Genomic DNA, 22,839 nt, shown 5'->3' with positions numbered 1-22,839 from the left:
ATTGTCTGTTGCACTATAGACATCTACGGCCGACAGTTAACTTATGCTCCGGGATATATTTACATTCTTCCAGCACGATAAATACTTTTGACAAGTCTAAAGTATTTAAATGTGTCTTCCAGAATGTAAATATATCCCTGCGTATAAGTGGTGTGTGTATCTATATTAATTTTGTATCTAGTGCTGTAAGCAAATGTGAGTTTAAGACTTATATAAATAATAAAGAGGTAAAAGGTGATGAGTACTATCTTTGGAACATTGAACCTAACAAGAATCAAAACTCAAGTCAATTTATACAAGAATTTATCTCCAAGCTTCTTTATGATAATGAATGTCTTGTAATTGAAATAAATGGACAGCTTATTGCAGCAGATAGTTTTTATCAGAATGAATATGACACACTAGAAAATTTCTTTACTAATATGACAAAGGAAACTATGAATTTTGATCGTTCATTTAAAATGAGTGACGTTATGTACTTTAAATTAGAAAATGAAGATAGTAGAGCTCTGTTGTCAAATTTACTGAAGGGGTTATAACAACCTTTTAAATATGGCCATTAGTAAATATAAACGTTAAGGAATTCTAGATATAGAGGCCACGGAAAGTGGTAATCCAAAATTTCAGGAAAGATTTGACGATTTAATGAATAACAGGTTTAAGAAATACTTTGAAGCAGAAAATGCAGTATTGCCACTTCACAGAGGCTTTTAAAAAAGGAACTTATTTAAAAGTAGATACTACCTGTATTAAGCATATAGATATATTCAGCATATCAGAAGCCTTTGACAAATTAGTTGCAGTGGTGGCTATGGCATAGATGAATTAAGAATTAAGGCAGGTGATACTTCAAAGAACACAGACTGGAGTAAGAAACACTGGATGACTAAGAACTATCAAGATGTGGCTAATGTGGAAGGAGGTGAATATTAAATGAGTATGACAAAAAGGCATTGCTCAAATAACGAACAATACAGAATTTGGTAAAATCTTTTAAAGCCGACTAGGCTGCTGTACTATTACTATTTTCAAGGTACATCTTTTGGTGAATTTGAGGTAATCTTTGTTCGTATTCCTTTTGGTCACGAAGAACTGCAAAAATATAGTTTATAAGCTTATGCATTATGGCTACTAGCGCAACTTTCTTCTTTTTACCATTTAGGTTGTTTTATAATAGTCCGCAAGAATTTGATTTATGGCTCCGCCATTCCTTGTGGTTCTTATAGAGGATAATGCAACAGAGCTCTTCGACCAATGCGAGTACCTCTTTTAGACATCTTCTGTTTATCACTTTTGAATTTACCAGATTCATTAACTGCTGGATCAAGACCGAAGTAAGCAACTAGCTGCTTAGGCTTCACAAAGTTTTTTAAGTCACCTCTTTCAGTTAATATAGTTACAGCAGTAATAAAACCTATTCCAGGTATAGATGTTAATATTCTTATATTATTTTTAACTTTAGCTAATATATCATCACTCTTAACAAGACTTTCTATTTCATTTAAGAGTAAGCTAATCTGTTTATTTAAGTTTTCAAGATAGATATGCTATTTAGTAGTTTTATAGATAAACCTGGTGATGATATGCCAATAGTTCTAGTAGATGCTTTAATAAGTTTGTCATAGGCCTTATTACACCACGTTAAGCTTTTTTTAGATGAGTTAATCAGAAGATTTTTGATATCGTCTTTTGATGCATCTAAGACAGCTTTTGGAGTTTGATATTGTTTTAAAACAGCTATTGAACTTGGACCAGTTATATCGCTAAAAATTTTCTTATATCCTGGAAAGATAATATATAAATCAGCAGATAACTTTTTCTTAAATACAGACCTAGAGTCTACAGGTTTATAGTAGTCTCTGCAAAGACATTTTAATGTGAAGGTAGGTATATCAAAGAAGCTGTAAGCTTTAATATCTTGAAATTTATCTATTTGGGCAATGGATAAGGCGTCTTTCTTATCATTTTTCACTTTCCTTATATCTTGATTTTTGTTAGAATTAGTAATTAGAGGATTTATAACATAAGCCTCTAATTGGTTAGATTTAAGAAAGTGGAGAAGAGGTAAGTGGTACACGCCAGTGGACTCCATGAAGAGTTAGGTCTTCATGTTAAACTCTTGCTCCGCTTTCTTTATTTCTTTGAGAAAGAATTCAAAACCGTCCATATCATGTCTGATCTTAAAAGACTTTCTATAAATATCACCGTTAGGTTCTAGTATTGCTACCATTGAAAATTATGCTGAAACATCAATTCCTATTACTATTTTATTGTAAAACTTAGGAATTTTAATATCTCCTTTACTTTAGTTAGTTTGAGATAGAATAGAGTATCCACTTAATCAGTAAGTCTATAACCTTGTTAGTGACACGGGTAATTCTCGCCCTACGGGAAACCCAACCAGCTAAATCATATAATTCTCACTGATGGAATGATACGCTAATTCACGGGAATAATCTCTCTGCGAGATTCCCAGGGGGATTCCATCTAACCTCTATTCAGGAGATATTATAAATGCATTTAACAGTATTTGCACAGCTATGCCAAAGGTTGAGAAGCTCTCAAATACAAGAAAGAGAACGTTAAAAGCTCACTGGAATGAGTATAAAGATATAAATGTGTTTATAAAATTATTCACCAAAGCACAGGAAAGTGATTTTCTTTCAGGCAGGAGCGGAAGATGGCAAGGATGCAGTTTTGATTGGCTTATGAAAAGTTCTAATATGATTAAGGTGTTAGAAGGCAATTATGATAATAAGCAGGAGCAACAGAGGAAATTTGAATTCAGAGGAGCTAAAAGCACTTTTAATAGTTTTAGGCAGAGAACTTATGATTTTAAGGACTTGGAAAAAAGCTTCTAGGATGGGATTAAAACTATTCTAGAAAGACTCTAATTATATAAGAAAATAGGCATGTCATTTAGAACTAAGGAGGGATAAAAGTGAAACTTAAGAAATAAAGCCGAATATTATGCTGAAAAAGCTAAAGCAAATGAAGAAATAGTAAGAAGTTTTCAAGCTGTAGCTAAGGAGCTGGAGGAAAGCTGTAGAAACTTTGCTGAGGTTGAAGAAAATTTACATAGAACTATTGCAAGAATACAATAACACTCTACAAATCAATCTTTCTATTAGTAAAAGCGAATAAGGAATAATTGACAAAGCGAACGTATGTTTGGTATAATTTTCTTATTAGTATTTCAATTAGATGACTTATAAAGTAAATAAATATTAATATTGTGTGAGAAATATTACGAAAGTGATTTGTTAAATAGATTTATAAGAGTTTAAAAATAGAAGGGAGCTTTGAAAATGGAAGATTTCATAGGGGAAGTAATTGCACTTTATTTTAAAGGATATACAGTAAAACAGGCATTGAAAATAATGGAGAATAGGATTAAGGAAGAGGATTTATATATAGCAATAAAAAATTATGAAGGAAGGGTAAAACATGCAGCAAAAGCCTAAATATGAGGAAATTATAGATGTGAATATTGGGGACAAGATAGTTGCAAGTCTTAAACAGGGTAGTAAGAAGCCAGTAAGAAACATAGTAGGGCGTATTATATTTAAAAATAAGATGTTTATAACAATCCAGGGGAAAGATTATAAGGAGAGCATAAATTTAATTAATATCATGCTAGGAGACACAAAGATAAGGAAGATTAGTTAGGGACAAGGAGGTATTTATGGAAAATCAAAATTTAAATAAAGAATTAGCAAGTAAAATACCTAAAATGATAGATAATCTTAAGCAGGGAAAAGAAGTAACCTTAAAAATAACTCCAAGAGGATTAAAAGTACATGCAGCGGAGATAAAAGTAATAAAATAAAACCTATAATCAAATGGGATTGTAGAAGAGCTAATGGAGCTTAGGACTACTGAGGTGGTTCTATGCTCCTTATTTTTTTAGGGAGGTATAGTAAAAATGGCAATTAGAAAGATAGATATAAGCAGAGAAGAATTTGATAGAATAAATGAGGTAGAAAATTTCTTATATAACTATAAGGCAATAAATTTGGCTATAGAAAATTTAAAGATGGAATTAAAAAGCTTAGATGAAACCACAATTGGATCAATTGAGTATAAGGATAGTATCGGGAAAACTAATAAATTCAATTCTAGCGTTGAAAATATTCTAACTCGAAAAGGATTACTAAGACTGAGAATAGAGCATATGGAGACTAAAATTACTCAAATAGATAGAGCTTTAGGAATTTTATTAGAAATAGAGAAAGCGGTAATAAAGAGCTTTTACATAGAAGATATGTGCTATTTTCAATTTTGCAGTGACATTAATGTCAGTGAGAGAACCTGTCAACGTATTAAAAGAAGAGCTTTAAATAAAATAATAATAAGTGTATATGGAATATAGATACTAAGTCTATATTCCTAGGAATAAGTGGCGTATTGGAAAATGAAACTTAAGGTTAAATGGCGGAGTAGTGGCTTTATAGTGACTGATCAACACATATGAAGTATTAGTATAATGATATCATGGAAATAAAAATGGATGTGCACCAACAGGGATTACAAATTGGTGGCAGCTGAAAGGGGCTGTCGCACTAAAAAAATTAGTGCGACAGCTTTTGGTCTAAAAAAATAAATCTCCCACTCGGAAGAGTGAAAGATTTATAGTAAAATTAATATATGAGAAAATACATTAATTTACACAAAAATTATACTTCAAATCGTGGAAATTATCAATTAAAACTTCCGCTAAATATTGAGTACATGATTCCAAATAGTGATTCGGTGCGTTTGCTAAGTCGGTTTGTAGAGGAGATGGATTTAACAGACTTGTATTCGACTTATTCCCGATTGAGGGAAAATCAGGCTACGCCTCGTCAGATGCTAAAGATTGTACTTTATTCTTACATGAATCACAACTATTCTTCTAGAATAATGGAAACCTCCTGCAAAAGAGATGTAAACTTCATGTATCTTTTAGAAGGTTCACCAGTACCAGATCATTCTACATTTGCAAGGTTTCGTAGTCTTCACTTTGCTCCATGTTCAGAAACAATTATGGCTGAGATGGCAAATTTTCTCTATGAGATTGGAGAAATATCAGGAGCTGCTATATTTATTGATGGTACAAAGATAGAGGCATGTGCTAACAAGTATACTTTTGTCTGGAAAAAAGCAGTTTCAAAAAATTTGGAGAGATTACTTTCTAAATTAGCTGACTTCGTAGCTGAATGTGAAGAACTGTATGGAATAAAGCTTGTATACGAGAAAAAAGTAAAAATAAAGCATGTAAAAAAGTTACGGAAGAAGCTTTACGCCTTGAAACAAGAAGGAAATATAGAATTTGTACATGGATGTGGTAAAAGGAAAACTCCTATCCAACGTTCTATTGAAAGACTTGAGGAATATCTTGATAAGTTAAAAGAATATACACAAAAAATCCATACTTGTGGTAACCGCAATAGTTATTCCAAGACAGATAAGGATGTAACATTTATGAGAATGAAAGAAGATGCCATGAAGAACGGTCAGTTAAAGCCAGGTTACAATGTTCAGCATGGAGTAGATTCCGAATATATAGTATGGCTTATTGTTGGCGATCAGCCCGCAGATACAACAACATTGATTCCATTTATAAAAAGCATGGAGAATTTCTTGTATTTTAAGTATTTTAAAATTGTTGCAGATTCAGGTTATGAAAGTGAAGAAAATTATGTTTACGTTAAAGAGAATATGCAGTTATCATACATTAAGCCAGCAAACTATGAAATATCAAAAACGAGGAAATATAAAAACGATATAAGTAGAATAGAAAACATGGATTATACTGAATTAGGTGATTATTATACTTGTAAAAATAATAAGAAATTAGCAGTAAATAAAGTAGTAAAAAGAAAAAGTAAGACAGGCTATATAAGTGAAAAAACAATTTATACTTCTGAGGACTGCAGTAACTGTGTTCATAAGAGCAAATGCATAAAAGGACATAACTGCAAAACACCATTAGAAGAAAGAGTTAAAAATCTTGAAACTTCAAAGCTGTTCAACATGCTTCGCAAAGAGAATCTTGAAAGAATTGTAAGTGAAGAAGGCTGCGAGTTGAGAATGAATCGAAGTATTCAAGCCGAAGGCTCTTTTGCAGAGATAAAACAGGATATGGGATTTCGTAGATATCTAAGTAAAGGTAAAAAGAATGTTTTAGTAGAAAGTGTTCTGTTAGCAATGGCACATAATATAAATAAGCTACATAATAAAATTCAGTCAGATAGAACAGGAACACATCTTTTCACACTTAAAAAGAGCGCTTAATTTTAAGATATTAAAACTTTGTAAGTTTAAAAAAATTAATATTTAGGGCTTATTAAAGTGCGCCATTTTTTAAGTATTAAACTCATGTGGACTTAAAGCATCATGGCAACTTCTATGAAACACCTAAAAAACGCTGTCGCGTTAGCATATTTTTTTATGCTAATGCGACAGCTCCTTTTTATTTTATGTAAAAGGTAGGTGAAAGTATGAAGGTAAAAGATATTCTTAAAGAAAAGCAGCCAGAGGAATTCAAAGCATTAATTACTAATAATGATTTTGAAGAAAATGATTTTGATAGCATAAGAAGGCTTATGGAAGAAGGGCATGTGTATAGAAAAGTACGAGGAAGAGTAAAGCAGGTGAGGTGATGTAGGTGGCAAAAAAGAAGAGCAATAACCTTCAGTTTAGAAAAGAGAATATGCAGTGATTCGTGACACATTAATAAATACTCAACTTGGTATCGTTATAGAAAATGTCAAATAGTATTGACATTTAGATCACTTTTGATATAATTAAAATGTAAAAAAGTTTTGACATTTGGAGGTTGAGTTATGAGAAAACAAGATGAAATGGAAAGGTCTCTTACATTAAAGGCAATCAAGATTTCTTGGATATTTACTGCTGTAGTTTTATTTATTTGGGGAGTTGTAAATTATATTAAGGGAATGGGGCAAACATTTCCGATGATTGTATTTATTCTACAAGTTCTTGTAGTATTAATAATGCAACAAGTTTACATTATGAAAACGGGAGATAAAAACAGTAAAAAGAACTTAAATATGATGGCATTAAGTGTAATTACAGTTATCATTTTTGGTGGCATTCTTTTATTGTTTTTTAAGTAGATTTAAATATGGAAAATAGAATAAAAGAATTAAGAAAACAAAATAAATTAACACAAGAAGACTTAGCAAATTTAGTTAACGTTACAAGACAGACAATCAATGCAATTGAAAATAATAAATATGACCCCACATTAGAATTAGCAATGAATTTAGCAAAATGTTTAGGTACATCAGTAGAAGAATTGTTTCAATTAAGTAAATGAGTTCTTGTTAATGTATATGTATTACGTAATATTCTTATTTAACGACGCAACTGTAAAAAACGAATAATTTACTGGAACACCGCATTATTCAGGTTAGAATTTTGGGGTGTTTTTAGTTAATTTTTCAAGGAATTAAATTTGATTATCTGTATATAAAAATATATAGATGGATACGTATTCCCAATAGTATATACATATATCTTAAAACCACGATATATGTATATATTGAAAATAAAGCGACGTAACTTTTAAATTTAAAAATACGAATAATGATCTTTGACAACTGAATAATGCGGTGAAAAAAATAGTATGAAAACTTTCAATTATTTAAAGACAATATGGAATTAGCATTTTGCTTAATTTAAATGGCGGAGTAGTGGCCTTATAGTGACCGATCAACACATATGAAGTATTAGTATAATGATATCATGAAAATAAAAATGGATGTGCACCAACAGGGATTACAAATTGGTGGCAGCTGAAAGGGCTAGAGTATTCTAGCTCTTTTTATTTTATGTAAAAGGTAGGTGAAAGTATGAAGGTAAAAGATATTCTTAAGGAAAAGCAGCCAGAGGAATTCAAAGCATTAGTTATTGACAATTCCCAAGAAAATGATTTTGATAGCATAAAAAGGCTTATGGAAGAAGGGCATGTGTATAGAAAAGTACGAGGAAGAGTAAAGCAGGTGAGGTGATGTAGGTGGCAAAAAAGAAGAGAGATAACCTTCAGTTTAGAAAAGAGAATATGCAGTGATTCATGATACATTATGAAATTAATGAGAAGGTAACATGATAATTAAAAAGGATGAAGTTTAAACTTCATCCGCATTGTTAAAAATGTTGCCTGTTAGGGAAATTTGGGATTTTGTGTATTATTAATCATATGCAGTCATTATACCATCACCATATGTAGGACAAGTAAATTTAAGATGATGGTGGCCATCTATAAATACTATAGTAGTCGTAAAACATTTACACTCATTAATTTTGCATCGGATATCTACTACATGATGACAGTTATCAGGTGGGTTAGTACCTCCTGAAATATTTTCAAGTTGATCGTCTGAAATTAAACCTTCATTTGATTTGAAATTTTCTGTTGACATAAGAAATACCTCCTAAAATTTATAAATATTTTTCTTCTCATGTGTTTATACGAAGTAAATAGATAAGTAACTCATAAAAGTGAAAAAATATTTCTGAAATTTTTTTATTGCATAATTCAAAGCGAATATCTAATTATCGTAAATTTAAGATAGTTAAACATCATGAAAATAATATGTATTAATCTATAAATCTAAATATATGAATGTTCTTTGAAAATGAAATAATGCGGTGTTTGAAAAAAAAGAAGTACTTATTCCTTTATTGCAAACTGTTGTGTAATAATATTACAAATGTGTTATAATTTCTATATGTTTAGGGCCAAGTTGTAATTTATTATGCACAAATTAAATAGTGATGATAAAGATATTATATTGTTACTATTATTATACGAGGAGGGATTAGTGCGATAAAAGTAAATAAAAATCATACTGAGTTAATAGCTAGACTTTTAACAAATTGTTTTATCAATGATCCTTTGATTGCTATGGAGACAAAAGGAATAGATAATAAGAAACTATTTTTAGAAAATCTATTTATGATTCAATTGCCTATTTTTGAAAAAACAATAGAAGTATTTAGTTCAGATGATAAGCTTAATTCTGTATTAATAGGATATGAAAAAAAGAATTATAAGAGCTTTAAAACTCTAATCTTAAATTTAATGGCAAGTCCTAGAGTATTTCGTGCTCTTGGAAAAAAAGATTTTAATACGTATTCAGCAAACTTAAAAAGTGCATTAACGGTTATTGATTTAAAATGGCAAAAAGAATTCATTAAAGGTAATTATTATTATATTAAAGCAATTGCAATTGCAAATGAGGAGCGGGGGAGAGGGATTTTTAGAAAATTGATTACACCAACATTAAGTTATTGTAATGAAAATAATTTGCCTCTAATTTTAGAGTCAAATAATCAGAGTAATATACCAATATATGAACACTTTGGTTTTAAGCTAGTCAAAACTATAGAAAAAGAAGGGATAGACTTGAAACAATACTGCTTTATAAAATATCCTTGTAGAATTATATGAATGAGATTGCTATGATAATATAGATTCATGATGTTCTTATTTACTGACTTAACTATAAAAATCAAATAATCTACTGGAACACCGCATTATTCATGTTTGAATTTTGGGGCGTTTTTAGTTATTTTTTCAAGAATACATTTTAATATCTATATATAAAAATAAACAGATAAAAGCGTAATACAAACGGTATGTACATATATCCTAAAACCACGATAAAAGAAAGGAGCGATAAAGCAGGTGAATTAATGGAAGAGAGAATTAGAGACTGGGAAAAAGGAACGTCTAGTCCTATTCCATCTCAAAAGTATGAGAAATTTAAAGAAAAACTAGCTGAATATAGTGAGAGAAATAAAGAAAGAAACTTAATGCTTTTTATATTGGGGAGAACTACAGGATATAGGCTAGGAGATCTTGTGGGTCTTACAATCGGACAGATAAAAGATGCTTTAGATAATGAATGTTTTGTTATTCAAGAAAGTAAACAATATGAACAATGGAAAACTACCTTAATAAAAAATCCTAACAAGAAAAAGCCTGCACCAAGAGAGGCTCCAGTTGGAAAAAACTTGGAGAGATATTTAAGAGAATATTGTAGAGGAAAAAGAAGATCTGAGTATGCATTTCCATCTAGTAAGGGAAATGGAAATGAACATATAAGTCAAAAATCTTTTAGTGCATTGCTAAAAGAGGTAGGTAAAAGTGTTGGCATTAAGAATATATCTGGACATAGTTTAAGAAAAACATATGCTACGAAAATATATGAGGAATCAAATAAGGATCTGGAACAAGTAAGAGTTGCATTAAATCATCAAAGTATAGAGGAAACTAAAAGGTATTTGAGGATAAAAGAGAAGATGAAAATCAATGCAGCTTTGATAGCGGATTCTGATATTTGATTTTTTATTTGGGCTATTTTAGGTAAAAAATAAAATGGTGCTTATTTATATAATTTATAAAAAATTATTACTAATATATGTGGGATAAAAATAGTATAAGTAATTCACCATGTTATTACCTATTAATGAAAGTAAGTAAAGATGTATCTTAAGTTAGATATATCAATGGATGAGGAGGAAATAAGTATTTTAAATAAAAATACAAAAAAATAAGGCAATTTGAAGCTTAGGGAAATATACAAAAAAGTGAGCACACCATCTCATAGCAAGTGCTCATTTTTGGAGGTGAAGGATGAAGTCAAATGAGGAACTTATTAAAGATAGCTTGAGCCTTGTAGAATCAATGGTTTCAGATGGTTTAACTGATAAGGAAATAGCCGAAAAAATAGGTATGAGTTACTCAACTTTTAGGCGATATAAAACGCAAAATTCAGACCTAAAAACCGCAATTGCTCAAGGAAAAGATAGAAGAAATCAAAAGGTAGTTGAAGCACTATTTAAATGCTGTACTGGATATAAATATTATGAGGAAGTACCAACTAAGGTTAAAGAGGAAGTCTTAGCTGAGGATGGTCGGACAGTATTGGTTAAAGAGGATGTTCTTATAAAGTCGGTTAAAAAGTATAAAGGGCCTGACTTAAATGCACAAAAGTATTGGCTTAACAATAGAGATAAAGCTCAGTGGAAAGAAGATCCTTACAGGGTAGAGAATGATAAGAAGCTTACAAAGCTAAAAGAAAAGGAAGTTGAGGCTAAGACTAGTCCAATATAAGGTGAAGAATATGAATAGTACTGAAGTTATTCAGTGGATAAAAGCTTTGATACAACATAAGAATATCAAGGCTTTTTATAATTCAATCCTTTGGTTAAATAAAAGAAGAGAAGCTTTAGACAGAGACAACAACGAATGTCAGAAGTGTAAGGATAGAGGGCTATTCAGTCAAGCCAACTGTGTTCATCATAGAAAGCATATAAAGAAATATCCAGAGTTAGCATTAGATTTAGATAACTTAATATCTTTATGCAACAGCTGCCATGATGAAGAGCATCCAGAGAAGTTAAAGAATAAACCTAAGCCACAATTAAATGTGGAAAGATGGTAGGCCCCCCGGGTCAAAAAAATGAAAAAACTCTGGGGACTGGAAGAACGGGTAAAAGGGAAGACAAAACCGATTTGTCTCGCATGTGAGAAAAAATTTATGAAAGGAGAAAATAATGGCGAGTTCAAAAAGTATAAAAGAATCATTAATAAAACAATTAGAAAATAAAGGTGCTAATGTAGACCATTTTTTAATCTTGATTGATGATTATGCTAATTATTATGAGCGAGAAAAAATTGCACAGAAAGATATTAAAGCTCGTGGTCATATAGTTAAAGCAAGATCCTCTTCAGGAATTATCGAGAAAGAGAATCCATCAATTAAAACTGCAATAAATTGTAATAAACAAAAGTTAGCTATTCTTAAGCAGCTGGGATTGACAGTTGAAAATACAGTAAGTGATGAAGATGACGAATTGTAGCTTAATCCCTGAAATACAAAACTATATTGATTTTGTTAGAAGTGGAGAAATCGAGGTTTGTGAAGAGCAGCTATTACTATGTGATTATGTTGAAAAATGTTTTAGAGAAGAGGAATTGTCTGTAAATGAAGAGCAGTTAAAAAAATATCTTGGTTTACAAAAGTATTTTCCATATGAACTTTTAGACTGGGAAAAGTTTTGCTTTGCGTTGCATAATTGTGTATACAGAGAAAATGGACAGTTAAGATGGCCAGTGCTTTTTATTTTAGTTGGCCGTGGAGCTGGTAAGAATGGATACCTAGCTTTTGAGGACTTTTGTTTATTAACTCCGATAAATGGTGTTAGGTATTACTTTATAGATATATTTGCTATGGCTGAGGATCAGGCGAAGACAACATTTGAAGATGTTTATAATGTGCTTGAGGATAACAAGATAAAATTAAAAAATCACTTTTATTGGAACAAAGAAGAAATTACAAATTTGAAAACTAAATCACGACTAAAGTTTCGTACAAGCGGAGTTAAGTCAAAGGATGGAGGAAGACCAGGTAAGGTTGATTTTGATGAATACCATGCCTATGAATCTATGAAGCTTGTTGATGTTGCAACCACTGGTTTAGGTAAAAAAGCTCATCCTAGAAGGACAATTATAACAACAAACGGAGATGTAAGAGATGGTCCGCTAGATACTTTAATATCTAAAAGTGAATTAATTTTAAAAGGTGAAATACCTGACAATGGTACACTGCCTTTTATTTGTAAGCTTGATGATAAGAAAGAAATTAAAGATAAGAAAAAGTGGCCTAAAGCTAATCCAAGTTTACCGTTTTTCCCAATATTGCAACATGAACTTCAAATTGAATTTGGAGATTATCTTCTAGATCCTATAGGTAATTCATCCTTTGCCACTAAAAGAATGAATATGCCTCAAGGTAATAAAGATGTAGAAGTTACTTCATGGGAAAACATATTAGAAACTAATAAGGAAATGCCGGATTTATCAGGCTTTACATGTGTAGCTGGTATAGACTATGCAAAAACAACTGACTTTGTAGCAGCAGGGTTGTTATTCTTATTTAAGGGTAATTATTATTGGATAACTCACTCATGGGTATGTAAAGAGTCAGCGGATTTAGGAAGAATTAAGGCACCATTAAAAGAGTGGGAGGAAAGAGGTTTGTTAACATTTATTGAGGGGCCAGAGATATCTCCAGACATTCCTGCCGAGTGGCTTGCAGAAAAAGGTCAGATATACAATATAACTACCCTTGGAATGGACAATTACAGATATACTTTATTAGCTAAAGCTCTTAAAGCAGTTGGATTTGATACAGATAAACAAGGAGCTAATAACATAAAGCTTACAAGACCAAGTAATGAAATGTTAATTGCTCCAACGGTGACAAGCTTATTTACAAATCATAATATAATTTGGGGAGACAACCCATTAATGAGGTGGTATACAAATAATTCTTGTAAGAAGCAGGAGGCTCATGACAATGTAAGCTTTGGAAAGATAGAACCTAAGAGCAGAAAAACAGATGGATTTAAAGCTTTTATAGCAGCTATGTGTGCTGGAGGTGAATTGGAGGATAGCGGAGAAAATGAAGAGGTTGATCTTGAGGTATACACTTATTAAAAAGGCTAATTAATTTGGTGTTTTGTGGTAAAATATATTTATAAGCTAGGTTGAAATAGTAAAATATTACGCATTTTAGGGAGGAATGATAATGCAAATAAAACAGACTTTAAATAGGTTTTATGTACATAATATTGAGCAATCAATAGAATTTTACGAAAAAGTCCTAAATGAAAAATGTAATTTGAGATTTAAGTATTCTCAGGTAAATTTAGAATTAGCACAAATAGGAAATATTTTAATTCTTGCTGGTTCTGATGAAGCATTAAAGCCATTTAGGGATACCCAAGCAACATTTTTAGTTGATTCCATTATTGAATTCAAAAACTTTTTATTAAATAATGGTGCTACAGTTATTAGAGATTTAAAGGAAGTTCCAACAGGAATGAATATGACTGTAAAACATTTAGATGGTACTATAGTTGAATATGTTGAGCATAAAAATTAATATTAGACAATTGCTAAGTTAAAGTTCATAAATTTCTTATACTATGCAGCATTGAGAGCAGAAATGCTCTTTTTTGTTTTCCCAAAAAGAGAGGTGAAAAATTGAAGTTTTTAGACTGGATAAAAGATTTTTTTACAGGCGATAAAAGCACAGTTTATCTTAATGAAAAGGCTGTAGAGGCTCAAGAAATTCAACTTGCAATAGAAGCTTTTGCAATATTATCAGCTATTAATTTTATAGCCAGTGCTGTAAGCAAGTGTGAGTTTAAGACCTATATAAATAATAAAGAGGTGAAAGGTGATGAGTACTATCTTTGGAACATTGAACCTAACAAAAATCAAAACTCAAGTCAATTTATACAGGAATTTATCTCCAAGCTTCTTTATGATAATGAATGTCTTGTAATTGAAATAAATGGACAGCTTATTGTAGCAGATAGTTTTTATCAGAATGAATATGCCACATTAGAAAACTTTTTCACTAATGTGACAAAGGGAACTATGAATTTTAACCGATCATTTAAAATGAGTGAGGTTATGTACTTTAAATTAGAAAATGAAGATAGCAGAGCTCTTTTATCAAATTTACTGAAGGGGTATAACAATCTTTTAAATATGCCTATAGATAAATATAAACGTTCTGGTGGAAGAAAAGGAATTCTAGATATAGAGGCCACGGCAAGTGGTAATCCAAAATTTCAGGAAAGATTTGACGATTTAATGAATAACAGGTTCAAGAAATACTTTGAAGCAGAAAATGCAGTATTGCCACTTCACAGAGGCTTTTAAAAAAGGAACTTATTTAAAATGATAAAATATCATGCTGAAGAAATAAAGAGAGTGATGACCTATGAGATATGCAGCAGAGATGTATTTTCTAAGTATATAAATGTAAATACAAGTTCACTTACAGAAATTCAAAGAGCTTTAAGATTTATATATTTGTTATCTCAAAGTTTTGCTAGCAAAGGTAATAACTATGGATATGGAACAAGTACAAGACCAAGTCCCCAAATCTTTGATACAGAGGATTTATTAAATCTTAAAGAAAGACTTAGGAATACATATATAGAAAATCTAAGTTTTGAAGAAATAATAAGGCGATATGATAGGGAATACACGTTTTTCTTCTGTGATCTTCCGTATTTTGAAACAGCAGGATATAAAAATAAATTCAATGAAGAGGAGCATGTCAAGTTGAAAAATTTATTACAGTGTATTAAAGGAAAGTTTCTACTAACGATAAATGACCATGAAAAAGTAAGGGAATGGTATAAAGATTTTAATATAGTTGAAAACGAGGTTGGATATTCTGTTTGCAAAGAAGAAAAAGGGAGAAGAAGATTTAAAGAACTCATAATAACTAACTATATAATATGTAGTTTTTTCTTTAAATATTAAATCAAAAAATAAAAATATCCACACTATTAAAAATAGTGCGGATATTGATGGTGCCGAAGGCGGGACTTGAACCCGCACGCTGTTGCCAGCGACGGATTTTGAGTTGTACCCATGGTGTTTTAGTTTGTGTTGATTTATTTTAGCATATAGCTTCAAACCAAGTAATATCAAGGCTTATAGAAAAATATCATGTAATGATTTACCAGTATGTATTATTAAGTTTTTATTTGTTGGAGGGCATTAGGAGGACATATGGAGGACATCGGGAGGACAAAAAATAGTGCCTGGAGGCTAGATAAATACTTGTTTTACGGATATAAGGATTTTAAAAGTAAATTAAATTTTATAGGTAAAAATATATCATAGAGTATATAATTTCTGAATATAGGTAAAATCTTAATATAGATTATATATATTTGATTGAAATAGATAGCTGTGAATGATAAAAAAGTAAATAAGCCTTATCAGAGAAAGCTTAATTTTAACATTTTACAGACACTGTCTGTAAAATTGGATAAAAATATGAGTAAGGTTTATTAACAATTCTAGAATCTCAAAAGTTTTATTTTTATTATTAATATAGTCTATGTGGTATAATGTGGTTAAGGATATTTATATACACTAGAATTTTGTAGAGAATGATAAATTGAGTTTATTTAAGTATCTTTAAGAAAAAATATTGATTGAAATATATATAAAATTTTAATTTATAAAAGGTGATTATATGATTAAAGAAATAGATAGAAAGAAAAAAATACTTGATAGTAAAAGGCCATTTAATGAAGTTGCTATTAAAAACTTAAAGCAATACTTTGATGTAGACCTTACATATAATTCAAATGCTATTGAAGGGAATACACTTACAATTACAGAAACAAAAGTTATTCTTGAAGATGGTATTACTATTGGAAAAGGGAAAACTCTCAAGGAACATCTTGAAGTCATCAATCATAAAGAGGCCATTGATTATGTTGAAGATATAGTAAATAGAAATATGAACATTGATCAGAATATTATAAAAGACCTTCATTATATTATTCTAAAAAGCATAAATAACGAAAATGCAGGAAGATATAGAAGCGTTAATGTTCTTATAAGCGGCAGCAACCACAGACCACCAGAACACTTTTTAGTTCCACAAGAAATGGAGGATTTAATTAAGTGGTATGATGAAAATAAAAATAAACTACATCCAATAATACTTGCAGCTGAATTTCATCATAAGTTTACGTTTATACATCCTTTTATAGATGGTAATGGAAGATGTGGAAGGTTGCTTATGAATTTAATTCTTATGAGAAATGGCTATCCAATCACTGTTATAAGAATGGAAGAGAGAAATGAATATATGAGCGCTCTCGAAAAGGCGAGCGTTGAAAATGATCTTGAAGATTTTATTAATATTATAGCTGAAGCTGTAAATAGAAGTTTAGATAAATATTTATATATATTAGGATAGGAATTATACTAATTAACAACACTTAAATGAAAATTGTATTTTCGTGTTGATAGATTACTAAGGTAATTTGTAAATAGCCTGTACTCTTGAGGAAAAGGAGGCAGGCTATTTTTATATAAAAATTAATTTTAAAATGCATAGTTTTTAATAAAATTAGAGAGCCAAGGAGTAAAAAATGGAGTATTATGAACTTTATAATGAATATATAAAGTTGCTAGAAGAAAATAAAGCTTTAAAAATAGAAATAGAGGATTTAAGAAAACGTATTCAGGTGGAGACCCCTGAAGTATGTACGGATAGTGAGGAGATAACATTAAATGAAAATGACGATGCTGCAGAGATTCCTCAAAGTGAGTGTATACAAGTAAACAATAACAGTTCGCCAGAAGATAAAATAAAGTTGTTTATGTCTTTATTCAAAGGAAGAGAAGATGTATACGCTAAACGTTGGCAAAATAAAGAAGGTAAATCTGGTTATTCTCCTGTATGTATGAATGAATGGATGAAAGGAATTTGCTATAAACCTAAAATAAAGTGCTTGGATTGTGAAAATAAAAGGTATGGAACATTAGATATTATTGCAATTAATAAGCATTTAAGAGGAATAGAAGTTTTAGGAATTTATCCAATACTTAAAGATGATAAATGTCATTTTCTTGCTATTGATTTTGATGATGATGGATGGGAAAAAGATATAAATATTTTAAGAGAAGTATGTGAAGAAAAGAAGATACCTTTTGCAATTGAAAGGTCAAGGTCTGGTGCTGGAGCACACATATGGTTCTTTTTTAAGGAAAATATAAGTGCTGCATCTGCTAGAAAATTTGGAACGGGTCTTCTTACCTATGCAATGACAAAAAGACATGAAATCAGATTTGAATCTTATGATAGATTATTTCCGAATCAGGACACTATGCCAAAAGGAGGGTTTGGGAATCTTATAGCTTTGCCAATGCAGCGAAATGCTAGAAGAAATAAAAATAGTGTTTTTATAGACGAAAACTTAGAACCCTATAAAGATCAATGGGATTTTCTGAGTTCTGTTGATAGGCTCACAAAAGATGAGATTGAATTTTATATTTCCGAATTTTGTTCTGGTGATGAATTAGGGGACTTAAAGGAAGAGGTAGATGAAGAAATTAAACCATGGGAGAGAATTAGAAAAAGCCATAAATTAAGTAGTACAGATTTTCCAACTAATGTTCATATTATAAAAGCTAATATGATTTTTATAAATAAAGAGGGATTTTCAAGTAAAACTCTAAATTCAATTAAACGAATGGCAGCATTTAAAAATCCGGAATTTTATAAAGCGCAGGCTATGAGACTAACGACATTTGATAAACCAAGAGTTATTTCTTTATCAGAGGAAACATCAGGATATTTATGTCTTCCGAGAGGCACAGAGATTGACCTCTATAATCTACTTAATGAAAATAAAGTTAACTTTAAGTGCGATGATAAAAGATATAGTGGTAAAACAATTTCAGTTGAGTTTAATGGAGAGCTTAGAGAAGAACAGGCAGTAGCTGCAGATGCTATGTTAAAACATGATAATGGAGTGTTATCTGCGACTACTGGTTTTGGTAAAACAGTTATTGGAGCTAAGCTAATATCTGAAAGAAGGGTAAATACTCTTATAATTGTGCATACACAGCAATTGTTAGAGCAATGGAAGGAAAGATTAGGTCAGTTTTTAGTAATAAATGAAGTTTTAGAAGGTGAAAATGCTAGTAAAAGAGAACGAAAAAAGAAATCTGGCATCATAGGACAGATAGGAGCAGGTAAAAATAACTTGAATGGCATTATTGATATTGCTATTATGCAATCATTAGTAAGAAAAGGTGAAGTTAAAGAATTAGTTAAAGATTATGGAATGATCTTAGTGGATGAGTGCCATCATGTTTCAGCATTTAATTTTGAACAAATCTTAAAAAATGTAGCAGCTAAATATGTTTATGGACTAACGGCGACTCCAATAAGAAAGGATGGTCATCATCCTATAATATTTATGCAATGTGGTCCAATTAGATATAAAGTAGATGCACGTAAGCAAGCTGAAAAACGGCCTTTTGAACATTATGTGATCCCAAGGTTCACTTCTTTTAGAAAGCCTATTTGTCAGGATGAAAAAGAATGGTCAATAGCAGAAATATATTCCGAAATAAGTATAAGTCAAATTAGAAACGAATTAATTGTTAATGATGTCATAAGCTGTGTAAAAGAAGGACGGAATCCAACAGTTTTAACGGAAAGAACTTCGCATGTTGAAACTCTTGCTGATGCTTTAAGAGAAAAAATTCCTAACGTTATTATACTTACTGGGAGAATGTCATCAAAAGATAAAAAAGCTGAAATAGAGAAACTTTTAAGCATGCCCAAAGAAAGTAATGTGGTGATAGTAGCTACGGGTAAATTTGTTGGAGAAGGTTTTGATGAACCAAGACTAGATACACTTTTTCTTGCAATGCCTATATCATGGAAAGGAACACTGCAGCAATATGCTGGAAGGCTTCATAGAATATATGAAAATAAAAATGAAGTTCAAATTTATGACTATGTTGATATTCATGTTAACGTATTAGAAAGAATGTATGAAAAAAGATTAAAGGGGTATGCTTCAATAGGATATTCTGCTAAAAGTGAAAGTAAGCCCTTTGAAACAATAAATTCAATCTATAACAATAATAATTTTTTAACTGTATTTAGTAATGATATTTTCTCTGCAAAACATGAGATTATTATAGTTAGTCCCTTTATAAGCAAAAGAAGGCTTTTACAAATGTTAAAACTTTTGATGATTGCAATAAAAAACGGTAGCAAGGTTAAGATTGTCACTCGTCCGGAGACAGACTTTAAAGAAAGTGACAAAGAAGTATTAAAAGAAATGCATGAAATTATAAGAGGATTGGAAGTGAATATAATTTTTAAAACGAATATACATCAGAAATTTGCAATAGTTGATAAAAAGATTGTATGGTAATGAAATAAATACTTATTTAACACTAATTAAATAGTAATGTAACATGTTTGAAACTAACGTGTAACAATTGGAATTTATAATAATAATTGTCCTAAGGAAGTAAACCTTAGAGGAAATAGTATATTATATCCCTCGATTAGTGAAATTAGAAGGTAAACATTAGTGGAAGACTTTTGCTTACTTTTTAATGTAAAGGGAATAATTATTAAAAAGCTTAAGAAAAGAGGAGTGTTTAATATGAGAACTGAAGGAGCTAAATATATTAAACGACTTATGGAAAAGTACAGTATATATGATGAAAGAGAACTGCATAGTAAGATAACACACGAAGAATATAATAAACTCATAGAATTAGAATTGAATTCAGCAAGAGAAGCTTAGAAGATAAGCTTCTTTTTCTATTTATATAAATAAGGATATAATTAAAGAACTTATATCAATTGAATATAATCTGAAACTAGGTTTATAGAGACAGCAATACTTTTTGAAGTTGTTAAAAAAATAAAAGTGGCGATAAAGTAGCGATAAAATTGAAATCAATAATATTGATAAGAAAAAAGAATCAATATTCCAAGATAAACAAATGGAAAGAATAGAGAACTAAGTGTCAAAAAAGAATCATAAAATTGAGCATGAGGAAATTGATGAATATTTTTATTATAGTACCTTATGTTATAATTATCATTGAAAAGGATGTGATCATATGAGCGATTTAATTAAAAAAGATAACATGAAATCTTTATATAATGAAATAGTTAATGCTATAAATAAAAGCAAAAATAAAGTAGTAACAGCAGTTAACTCTGAAATGGTAATACTTTATTGGAATATAGGAAAAATAATAAAGACAGAAATACTTAATGATGTTAGGGCTGAATATGGGAAATCAATTATTAAAGAATTAAGTAAAGAACTAACAAGAGATTATGGAAAAGGATATAGTCAGAGAAACTTATTTAATATGCTAAAGCTATATGAAGCCATAGGTAATTTTGAAATTTTGCAGACACTGTCTGCAAAATTAACATGGTCTCATTTACTAAAACTTATAACAATAGATAATAATTTAAAGAGAGAGTTTTATATAGCAATGTGTGTCAATGAGAGGTGCAGTGTAAGAACCCTAAATGAAAGGATAAACTCCATGTTATATGAAAGAACGGCTATATCTAAAAAGCCTGAACAAACTATAATAAATGATCTTAATCAGCTAAGTGAAAATAACAAAATGAGCATAGACTTATTTTTTAGAGATCCTTATGTTTTAGACTTCTTGGATTTAAAAGATACATATTATAAAATCTCCAAAAGCATGGGAAAAAGAAAAGGTATTTAGAGGCTCACCAGAATCTCTTGTACATACTAAATTATGTACTACTAATAAGTTCAACTTATCCTATTTTGTTGGAGGACATAGACACGAAAAAGGCTCTTTGGATTATTCATCCAAAGAGCCTTTAACCCTTGATATCAAATGGTGCCGAAGGCGGGACTTGAACCCGCACGCTGTTGCCAGCGACGGATTTTGAGTCCGTTGCGTCTGCCAATTCCACCACTTCGGCAAGCGACAAACTAATAATATCATATACAATTAAGATAGTCAATAGGTGATTTGAAATTTTATTCAAATATTAGAATTCTGGAAACCAAAGAGTAAGCTCTCTCTGAGCAGTATCTATACTATCAGAAGAATGAACTAGGTTTTTAGTTTTATCATTTCCGAATCTTCCTCTAATACTTCCCATATCTGCATTAAGAGGATCTGTAGCACCATTTATTTTTCTTACTACATTAATGGCATTGTTACCTTCAACAATCATAGCTACGATTTTGCCTTCGAGAAGATAAGATATAAGTTCATTAAAAAAAGTTTTATTTTTATGTTCTATATAATGCTGTTGTAAAATATCATTAGTAGCATAGAGCATTTTCATTGCTGAAATAGTTAAACCTTTGTCTTCATAGCAACTAATAATTTTTCCCATAAGTTTTCTTTGAACGCCATCTGGTTTAATTAATACAAGAGTTCTTTCAAACATTTTAAAATTTCCTTTCAAAGTTATTAGATTAAATTATAACATTAGTTGAAGAAAGTACAATAAGATATTTCTTAATTATCAAAATGTTGTGTATATAGATTTACTTTAAAATTTTACATAAAACATATTGTTATGGAAGGCTTTATTTGCTAAAATATAATTGTTAAGAAAAGAAGTTTTTAACGCCCAAGTGGGAACGAAATAGTCCCTGTGGGTTAAAAACAATACTATTGGGACATAACTATGTTCTACATAAAGTAATATTGATATGTGTAGGAAGGAGAATAAAAAATGATTTATTCAACAGAAGTTGACAGAATGTGTTGCGTAACTAAAGGAGCGAACCATCAATCAGCTCCAATTCCAGAAGAGGGAAAATGGGTACGTGCTAAAGAGATAAAAGACATAGCAGGTTTAACACACGGTATAGGTTGGTGCGCTCCACAACAAGGTGCTTGCAAACTTACTTTAAATGTTAAAGACGGTATAATAGAAGAAGCTCTAGTTGAAACAATAGGATGTTCAGGAATGACTCACTCAGCTGCTATGGCATCAGAAATACTTCCAGGAAAGACTATACTTGAAGCATTAAACACAGACTTAGTTTGTGATGCTATAAATACAGCAATGAGAGAATTATTCTTACAAATAGTATATGGAAGAACTCAAACTGCTTTTTCAGAAGGTGGACTACCAATAGGAGCAGGTCTTGAAGACTTAGGAAAAGGATTAAGAAGCCAAGTTGGTACTATGTATGGAACAAAGGCTAAAGGAACTAGATACTTAGAAATGGCTGAAGGATACGTTACAAACGTGGCTTTAGATGAAAATAACGAGGTTATAGGATATAAATTCGTTCACCTTGGAAAAATGATGGAAATGATAGGAAAAGGAATGGATGCGAGCGTTGCTATGGAAAAAGCTACTGGACAATATGGTAGATTTGATGAAGCTGTAAAAGTTATCGATCCAAGACATGAATAATATATAAGGA

General features: G+C 30.6%; 27 protein-coding genes, 1 tRNA gene and 2 pseudogenes. 26 read left to right on the top strand and 4 right to left on the bottom strand.

Annotated elements, in window-relative coordinates; genetic code table 11:
• Both I6U48_RS29605 and I6U48_RS29600 read left to right on the top strand, forming a co-directional pair.
• Positions 1–539 (top strand): phage portal protein (locus tag I6U48_RS29605; protein ID WP_246615267.1); only part of this gene is annotated, 539 nt, incomplete at its 5' end.
• A 131-nt stretch (positions 540–670) separates the two neighbouring features.
• Entirely contained in the window at positions 671–820 is a 150-nt protein-coding gene (locus I6U48_RS29600) for a hypothetical protein (RefSeq protein ID WP_246615266.1), read from the top strand.
• Positions 821–1,003: 183 nt separating this feature from the next.
• On the opposite strand, the pseudogene I6U48_RS30620 reads toward I6U48_RS29600, so the two are convergent.
• Positions 1,004–2,230: pseudogene (locus I6U48_RS30620) on the bottom strand (IS110 family RNA-guided transposase).
• 310 nt (positions 2,231–2,540) lie between these two features.
• Between I6U48_RS30620 and I6U48_RS09370 the strand changes: the two are divergent.
• The 10 genes from I6U48_RS09370 to I6U48_RS09325 all read left to right on the top strand — a co-directional run bounded on the left by I6U48_RS09370 (position 2,541) and on the right by I6U48_RS09325 (position 8,018).
• Positions 2,541–2,861: a hypothetical protein gene (locus I6U48_RS09370; RefSeq protein ID WP_218320146.1), complete on the top strand. Its 321-nt coding sequence runs from the start codon at positions 2,541–2,543 to the stop codon at positions 2,859–2,861.
• Between the two features lie 441 nt (positions 2,862–3,302).
• On the top strand, positions 3,303–3,464 hold the full coding sequence (locus tag I6U48_RS09365; protein ID WP_218320145.1) for a hypothetical protein: 162 nt from the start codon (positions 3,303–3,305) through the stop codon (positions 3,462–3,464).
• The gene (locus I6U48_RS09360) at positions 3,448–3,669 is read left to right on the top strand and encodes a hypothetical protein (RefSeq protein ID WP_218320144.1); all 222 of its coding nucleotides are present in this window, start codon (positions 3,448–3,450) and stop codon (positions 3,667–3,669) included. The genes I6U48_RS09365 and I6U48_RS09360 overlap by 17 nt, the downstream gene beginning before the upstream one ends.
• A gap of 16 nt (positions 3,670–3,685) precedes the next feature.
• Positions 3,686–3,829, top strand: a complete 144-nt coding sequence (locus I6U48_RS09355; protein ID WP_218320143.1) for a hypothetical protein — start codon at positions 3,686–3,688, stop codon at positions 3,827–3,829.
• A gap of 96 nt (positions 3,830–3,925) precedes the next feature.
• The gene (locus tag I6U48_RS09350; RefSeq protein ID WP_218320142.1) at positions 3,926–4,372 is read left to right on the top strand and encodes a DUF722 domain-containing protein; all 447 of its coding nucleotides are present in this window, start codon (positions 3,926–3,928) and stop codon (positions 4,370–4,372) included.
• A 275-nt stretch (positions 4,373–4,647) separates the two neighbouring features.
• On the top strand, positions 4,648–6,276 hold the full coding sequence (locus I6U48_RS09345) for an IS1182 family transposase (RefSeq protein WP_218320141.1): 1,629 nt from the start codon (positions 4,648–4,650) through the stop codon (positions 6,274–6,276).
• Between the two features lie 206 nt (positions 6,277–6,482).
• On the top strand, positions 6,483–6,644 hold the full coding sequence (locus I6U48_RS09340; RefSeq protein ID WP_218320140.1) for a hypothetical protein: 162 nt from the start codon (positions 6,483–6,485) through the stop codon (positions 6,642–6,644).
• 183 nt (positions 6,645–6,827) lie between these two features.
• Positions 6,828–7,121: a hypothetical protein gene (locus tag I6U48_RS09335; protein WP_218320139.1), complete on the top strand. Its 294-nt coding sequence runs from the start codon at positions 6,828–6,830 to the stop codon at positions 7,119–7,121.
• 8 nt (positions 7,122–7,129) lie between these two features.
• Positions 7,130–7,324 carry a helix-turn-helix transcriptional regulator gene (locus I6U48_RS09330; protein ID WP_218320138.1) on the top strand — a complete coding sequence of 65 codons (195 nt, stop codon included), beginning with the start codon at positions 7,130–7,132 and terminating at the stop codon, positions 7,322–7,324.
• A gap of 535 nt (positions 7,325–7,859) precedes the next feature.
• Positions 7,860–8,018: a hypothetical protein gene (locus I6U48_RS09325; RefSeq protein ID WP_218320137.1), complete on the top strand. Its 159-nt coding sequence runs from the start codon at positions 7,860–7,862 to the stop codon at positions 8,016–8,018.
• 180 nt (positions 8,019–8,198) lie between these two features.
• Here the strand turns inward: I6U48_RS09325 and I6U48_RS09320 are convergent, their stop codons facing one another.
• Positions 8,199–8,429 carry a hypothetical protein gene (locus I6U48_RS09320; protein WP_218320136.1) on the bottom strand — a complete coding sequence of 77 codons (231 nt, stop codon included), beginning with the start codon at positions 8,427–8,429 and terminating at the stop codon, positions 8,199–8,201.
• A 485-nt stretch (positions 8,430–8,914) separates the two neighbouring features.
• Between I6U48_RS09320 and I6U48_RS09315 the strand changes: the two genes are divergently transcribed.
• The 13 genes and pseudogenes from I6U48_RS09315 (at position 8,915) to I6U48_RS09255 (ending at position 21,142) form a co-directional block, all read left to right on the top strand.
• Positions 8,915–9,460, top strand: coding sequence for a GNAT family N-acetyltransferase (locus I6U48_RS09315; RefSeq protein WP_218320135.1), 546 nt, complete (start codon positions 8,915–8,917; stop codon positions 9,458–9,460).
• 245 nt (positions 9,461–9,705) lie between these two features.
• Positions 9,706–10,356: a tyrosine-type recombinase/integrase gene (locus tag I6U48_RS09310; RefSeq protein WP_218320134.1), complete on the top strand. Its 651-nt coding sequence runs from the start codon at positions 9,706–9,708 to the stop codon at positions 10,354–10,356.
• A gap of 292 nt (positions 10,357–10,648) precedes the next feature.
• Positions 10,649–11,128, top strand: coding sequence for a Xaa-His dipeptidase (locus I6U48_RS09305; RefSeq protein ID WP_218320133.1), 480 nt, complete (start codon positions 10,649–10,651; stop codon positions 11,126–11,128).
• A 10-nt stretch (positions 11,129–11,138) separates the two neighbouring features.
• Complete coding sequence (locus I6U48_RS09300) at positions 11,139–11,459, top strand: HNH endonuclease (protein WP_218320132.1); 321 nt, start codon at positions 11,139–11,141, stop codon at positions 11,457–11,459.
• A 112-nt stretch (positions 11,460–11,571) separates the two neighbouring features.
• On the top strand, positions 11,572–11,877 hold the full coding sequence (locus tag I6U48_RS09295) for a P27 family phage terminase small subunit (RefSeq protein ID WP_218320131.1): 306 nt from the start codon (positions 11,572–11,574) through the stop codon (positions 11,875–11,877).
• Positions 11,864–13,516: a terminase TerL endonuclease subunit gene (locus I6U48_RS09290; protein WP_218320130.1), complete on the top strand. Its 1,653-nt coding sequence runs from the start codon at positions 11,864–11,866 to the stop codon at positions 13,514–13,516. The genes I6U48_RS09295 and I6U48_RS09290 overlap by 14 nt, the downstream gene beginning before the upstream one ends.
• Before the next feature lie 91 nt (positions 13,517–13,607).
• Entirely contained in the window at positions 13,608–13,964 is a 357-nt protein-coding gene (locus I6U48_RS09285; RefSeq protein ID WP_218320129.1) for a VOC family protein, read from the top strand.
• Positions 13,965–14,065: 101 nt separating this feature from the next.
• Complete coding sequence (locus I6U48_RS09280) at positions 14,066–14,752, top strand: phage portal protein (RefSeq protein ID WP_218320128.1); 687 nt, start codon at positions 14,066–14,068, stop codon at positions 14,750–14,752.
• A 6-nt stretch (positions 14,753–14,758) separates the two neighbouring features.
• Positions 14,759–15,364: pseudogene (locus I6U48_RS09275) on the top strand (DNA adenine methylase); the annotation flags it as partial.
• Between the two features lie 724 nt (positions 15,365–16,088).
• On the top strand, positions 16,089–16,823 hold the full coding sequence (locus tag I6U48_RS09270) for a Fic family protein (RefSeq protein ID WP_218320126.1): 735 nt from the start codon (positions 16,089–16,091) through the stop codon (positions 16,821–16,823).
• A 175-nt stretch (positions 16,824–16,998) separates the two neighbouring features.
• A complete protein-coding gene (locus tag I6U48_RS09265; protein WP_218320125.1) occupies positions 16,999–19,806 on the top strand; it encodes a TOTE conflict system archaeo-eukaryotic primase domain-containing protein in 2,808 nt (935 codons plus the stop codon).
• A gap of 237 nt (positions 19,807–20,043) precedes the next feature.
• Positions 20,044–20,187: a hypothetical protein gene (locus I6U48_RS09260; protein ID WP_218320124.1), complete on the top strand. Its 144-nt coding sequence runs from the start codon at positions 20,044–20,046 to the stop codon at positions 20,185–20,187.
• Positions 20,188–20,509: 322 nt separating this feature from the next.
• Positions 20,510–21,142 (top strand): DUF1016 N-terminal domain-containing protein, encoded by a 633-nt coding sequence (locus I6U48_RS09255; RefSeq protein ID WP_218320123.1) that lies wholly within the window; start codon positions 20,510–20,512, stop codon positions 21,140–21,142.
• A gap of 139 nt (positions 21,143–21,281) precedes the next feature.
• Here the strand turns inward: I6U48_RS09255 and I6U48_RS09250 are convergent.
• Positions 21,282–21,368 (bottom strand) — tRNA-Leu (locus I6U48_RS09250).
• A 69-nt stretch (positions 21,369–21,437) separates the two neighbouring features.
• A complete protein-coding gene (gene ndk / locus I6U48_RS09245; RefSeq protein WP_218320122.1) occupies positions 21,438–21,845 on the bottom strand; it encodes a nucleoside-diphosphate kinase in 408 nt (135 codons plus the stop codon).
• A gap of 291 nt (positions 21,846–22,136) precedes the next feature.
• Between ndk and I6U48_RS09240 the strand changes: the two genes are divergently transcribed.
• Positions 22,137–22,829, top strand: a complete 693-nt coding sequence (locus I6U48_RS09240; protein ID WP_218320121.1) for an iron-sulfur cluster assembly scaffold protein — start codon at positions 22,137–22,139, stop codon at positions 22,827–22,829.
• Positions 22,830–22,839 lie beyond the last annotated feature (10 nt).

Source organism: Clostridium thailandense (assembly GCF_019207025.1).
Lineage (GTDB): Bacteria > Bacillota > Clostridia > Clostridiales > Clostridiaceae > Clostridium_AM > Clostridium_AM thailandense.
This window is presented reverse-complemented; position numbering and strand designations above follow the sequence as displayed.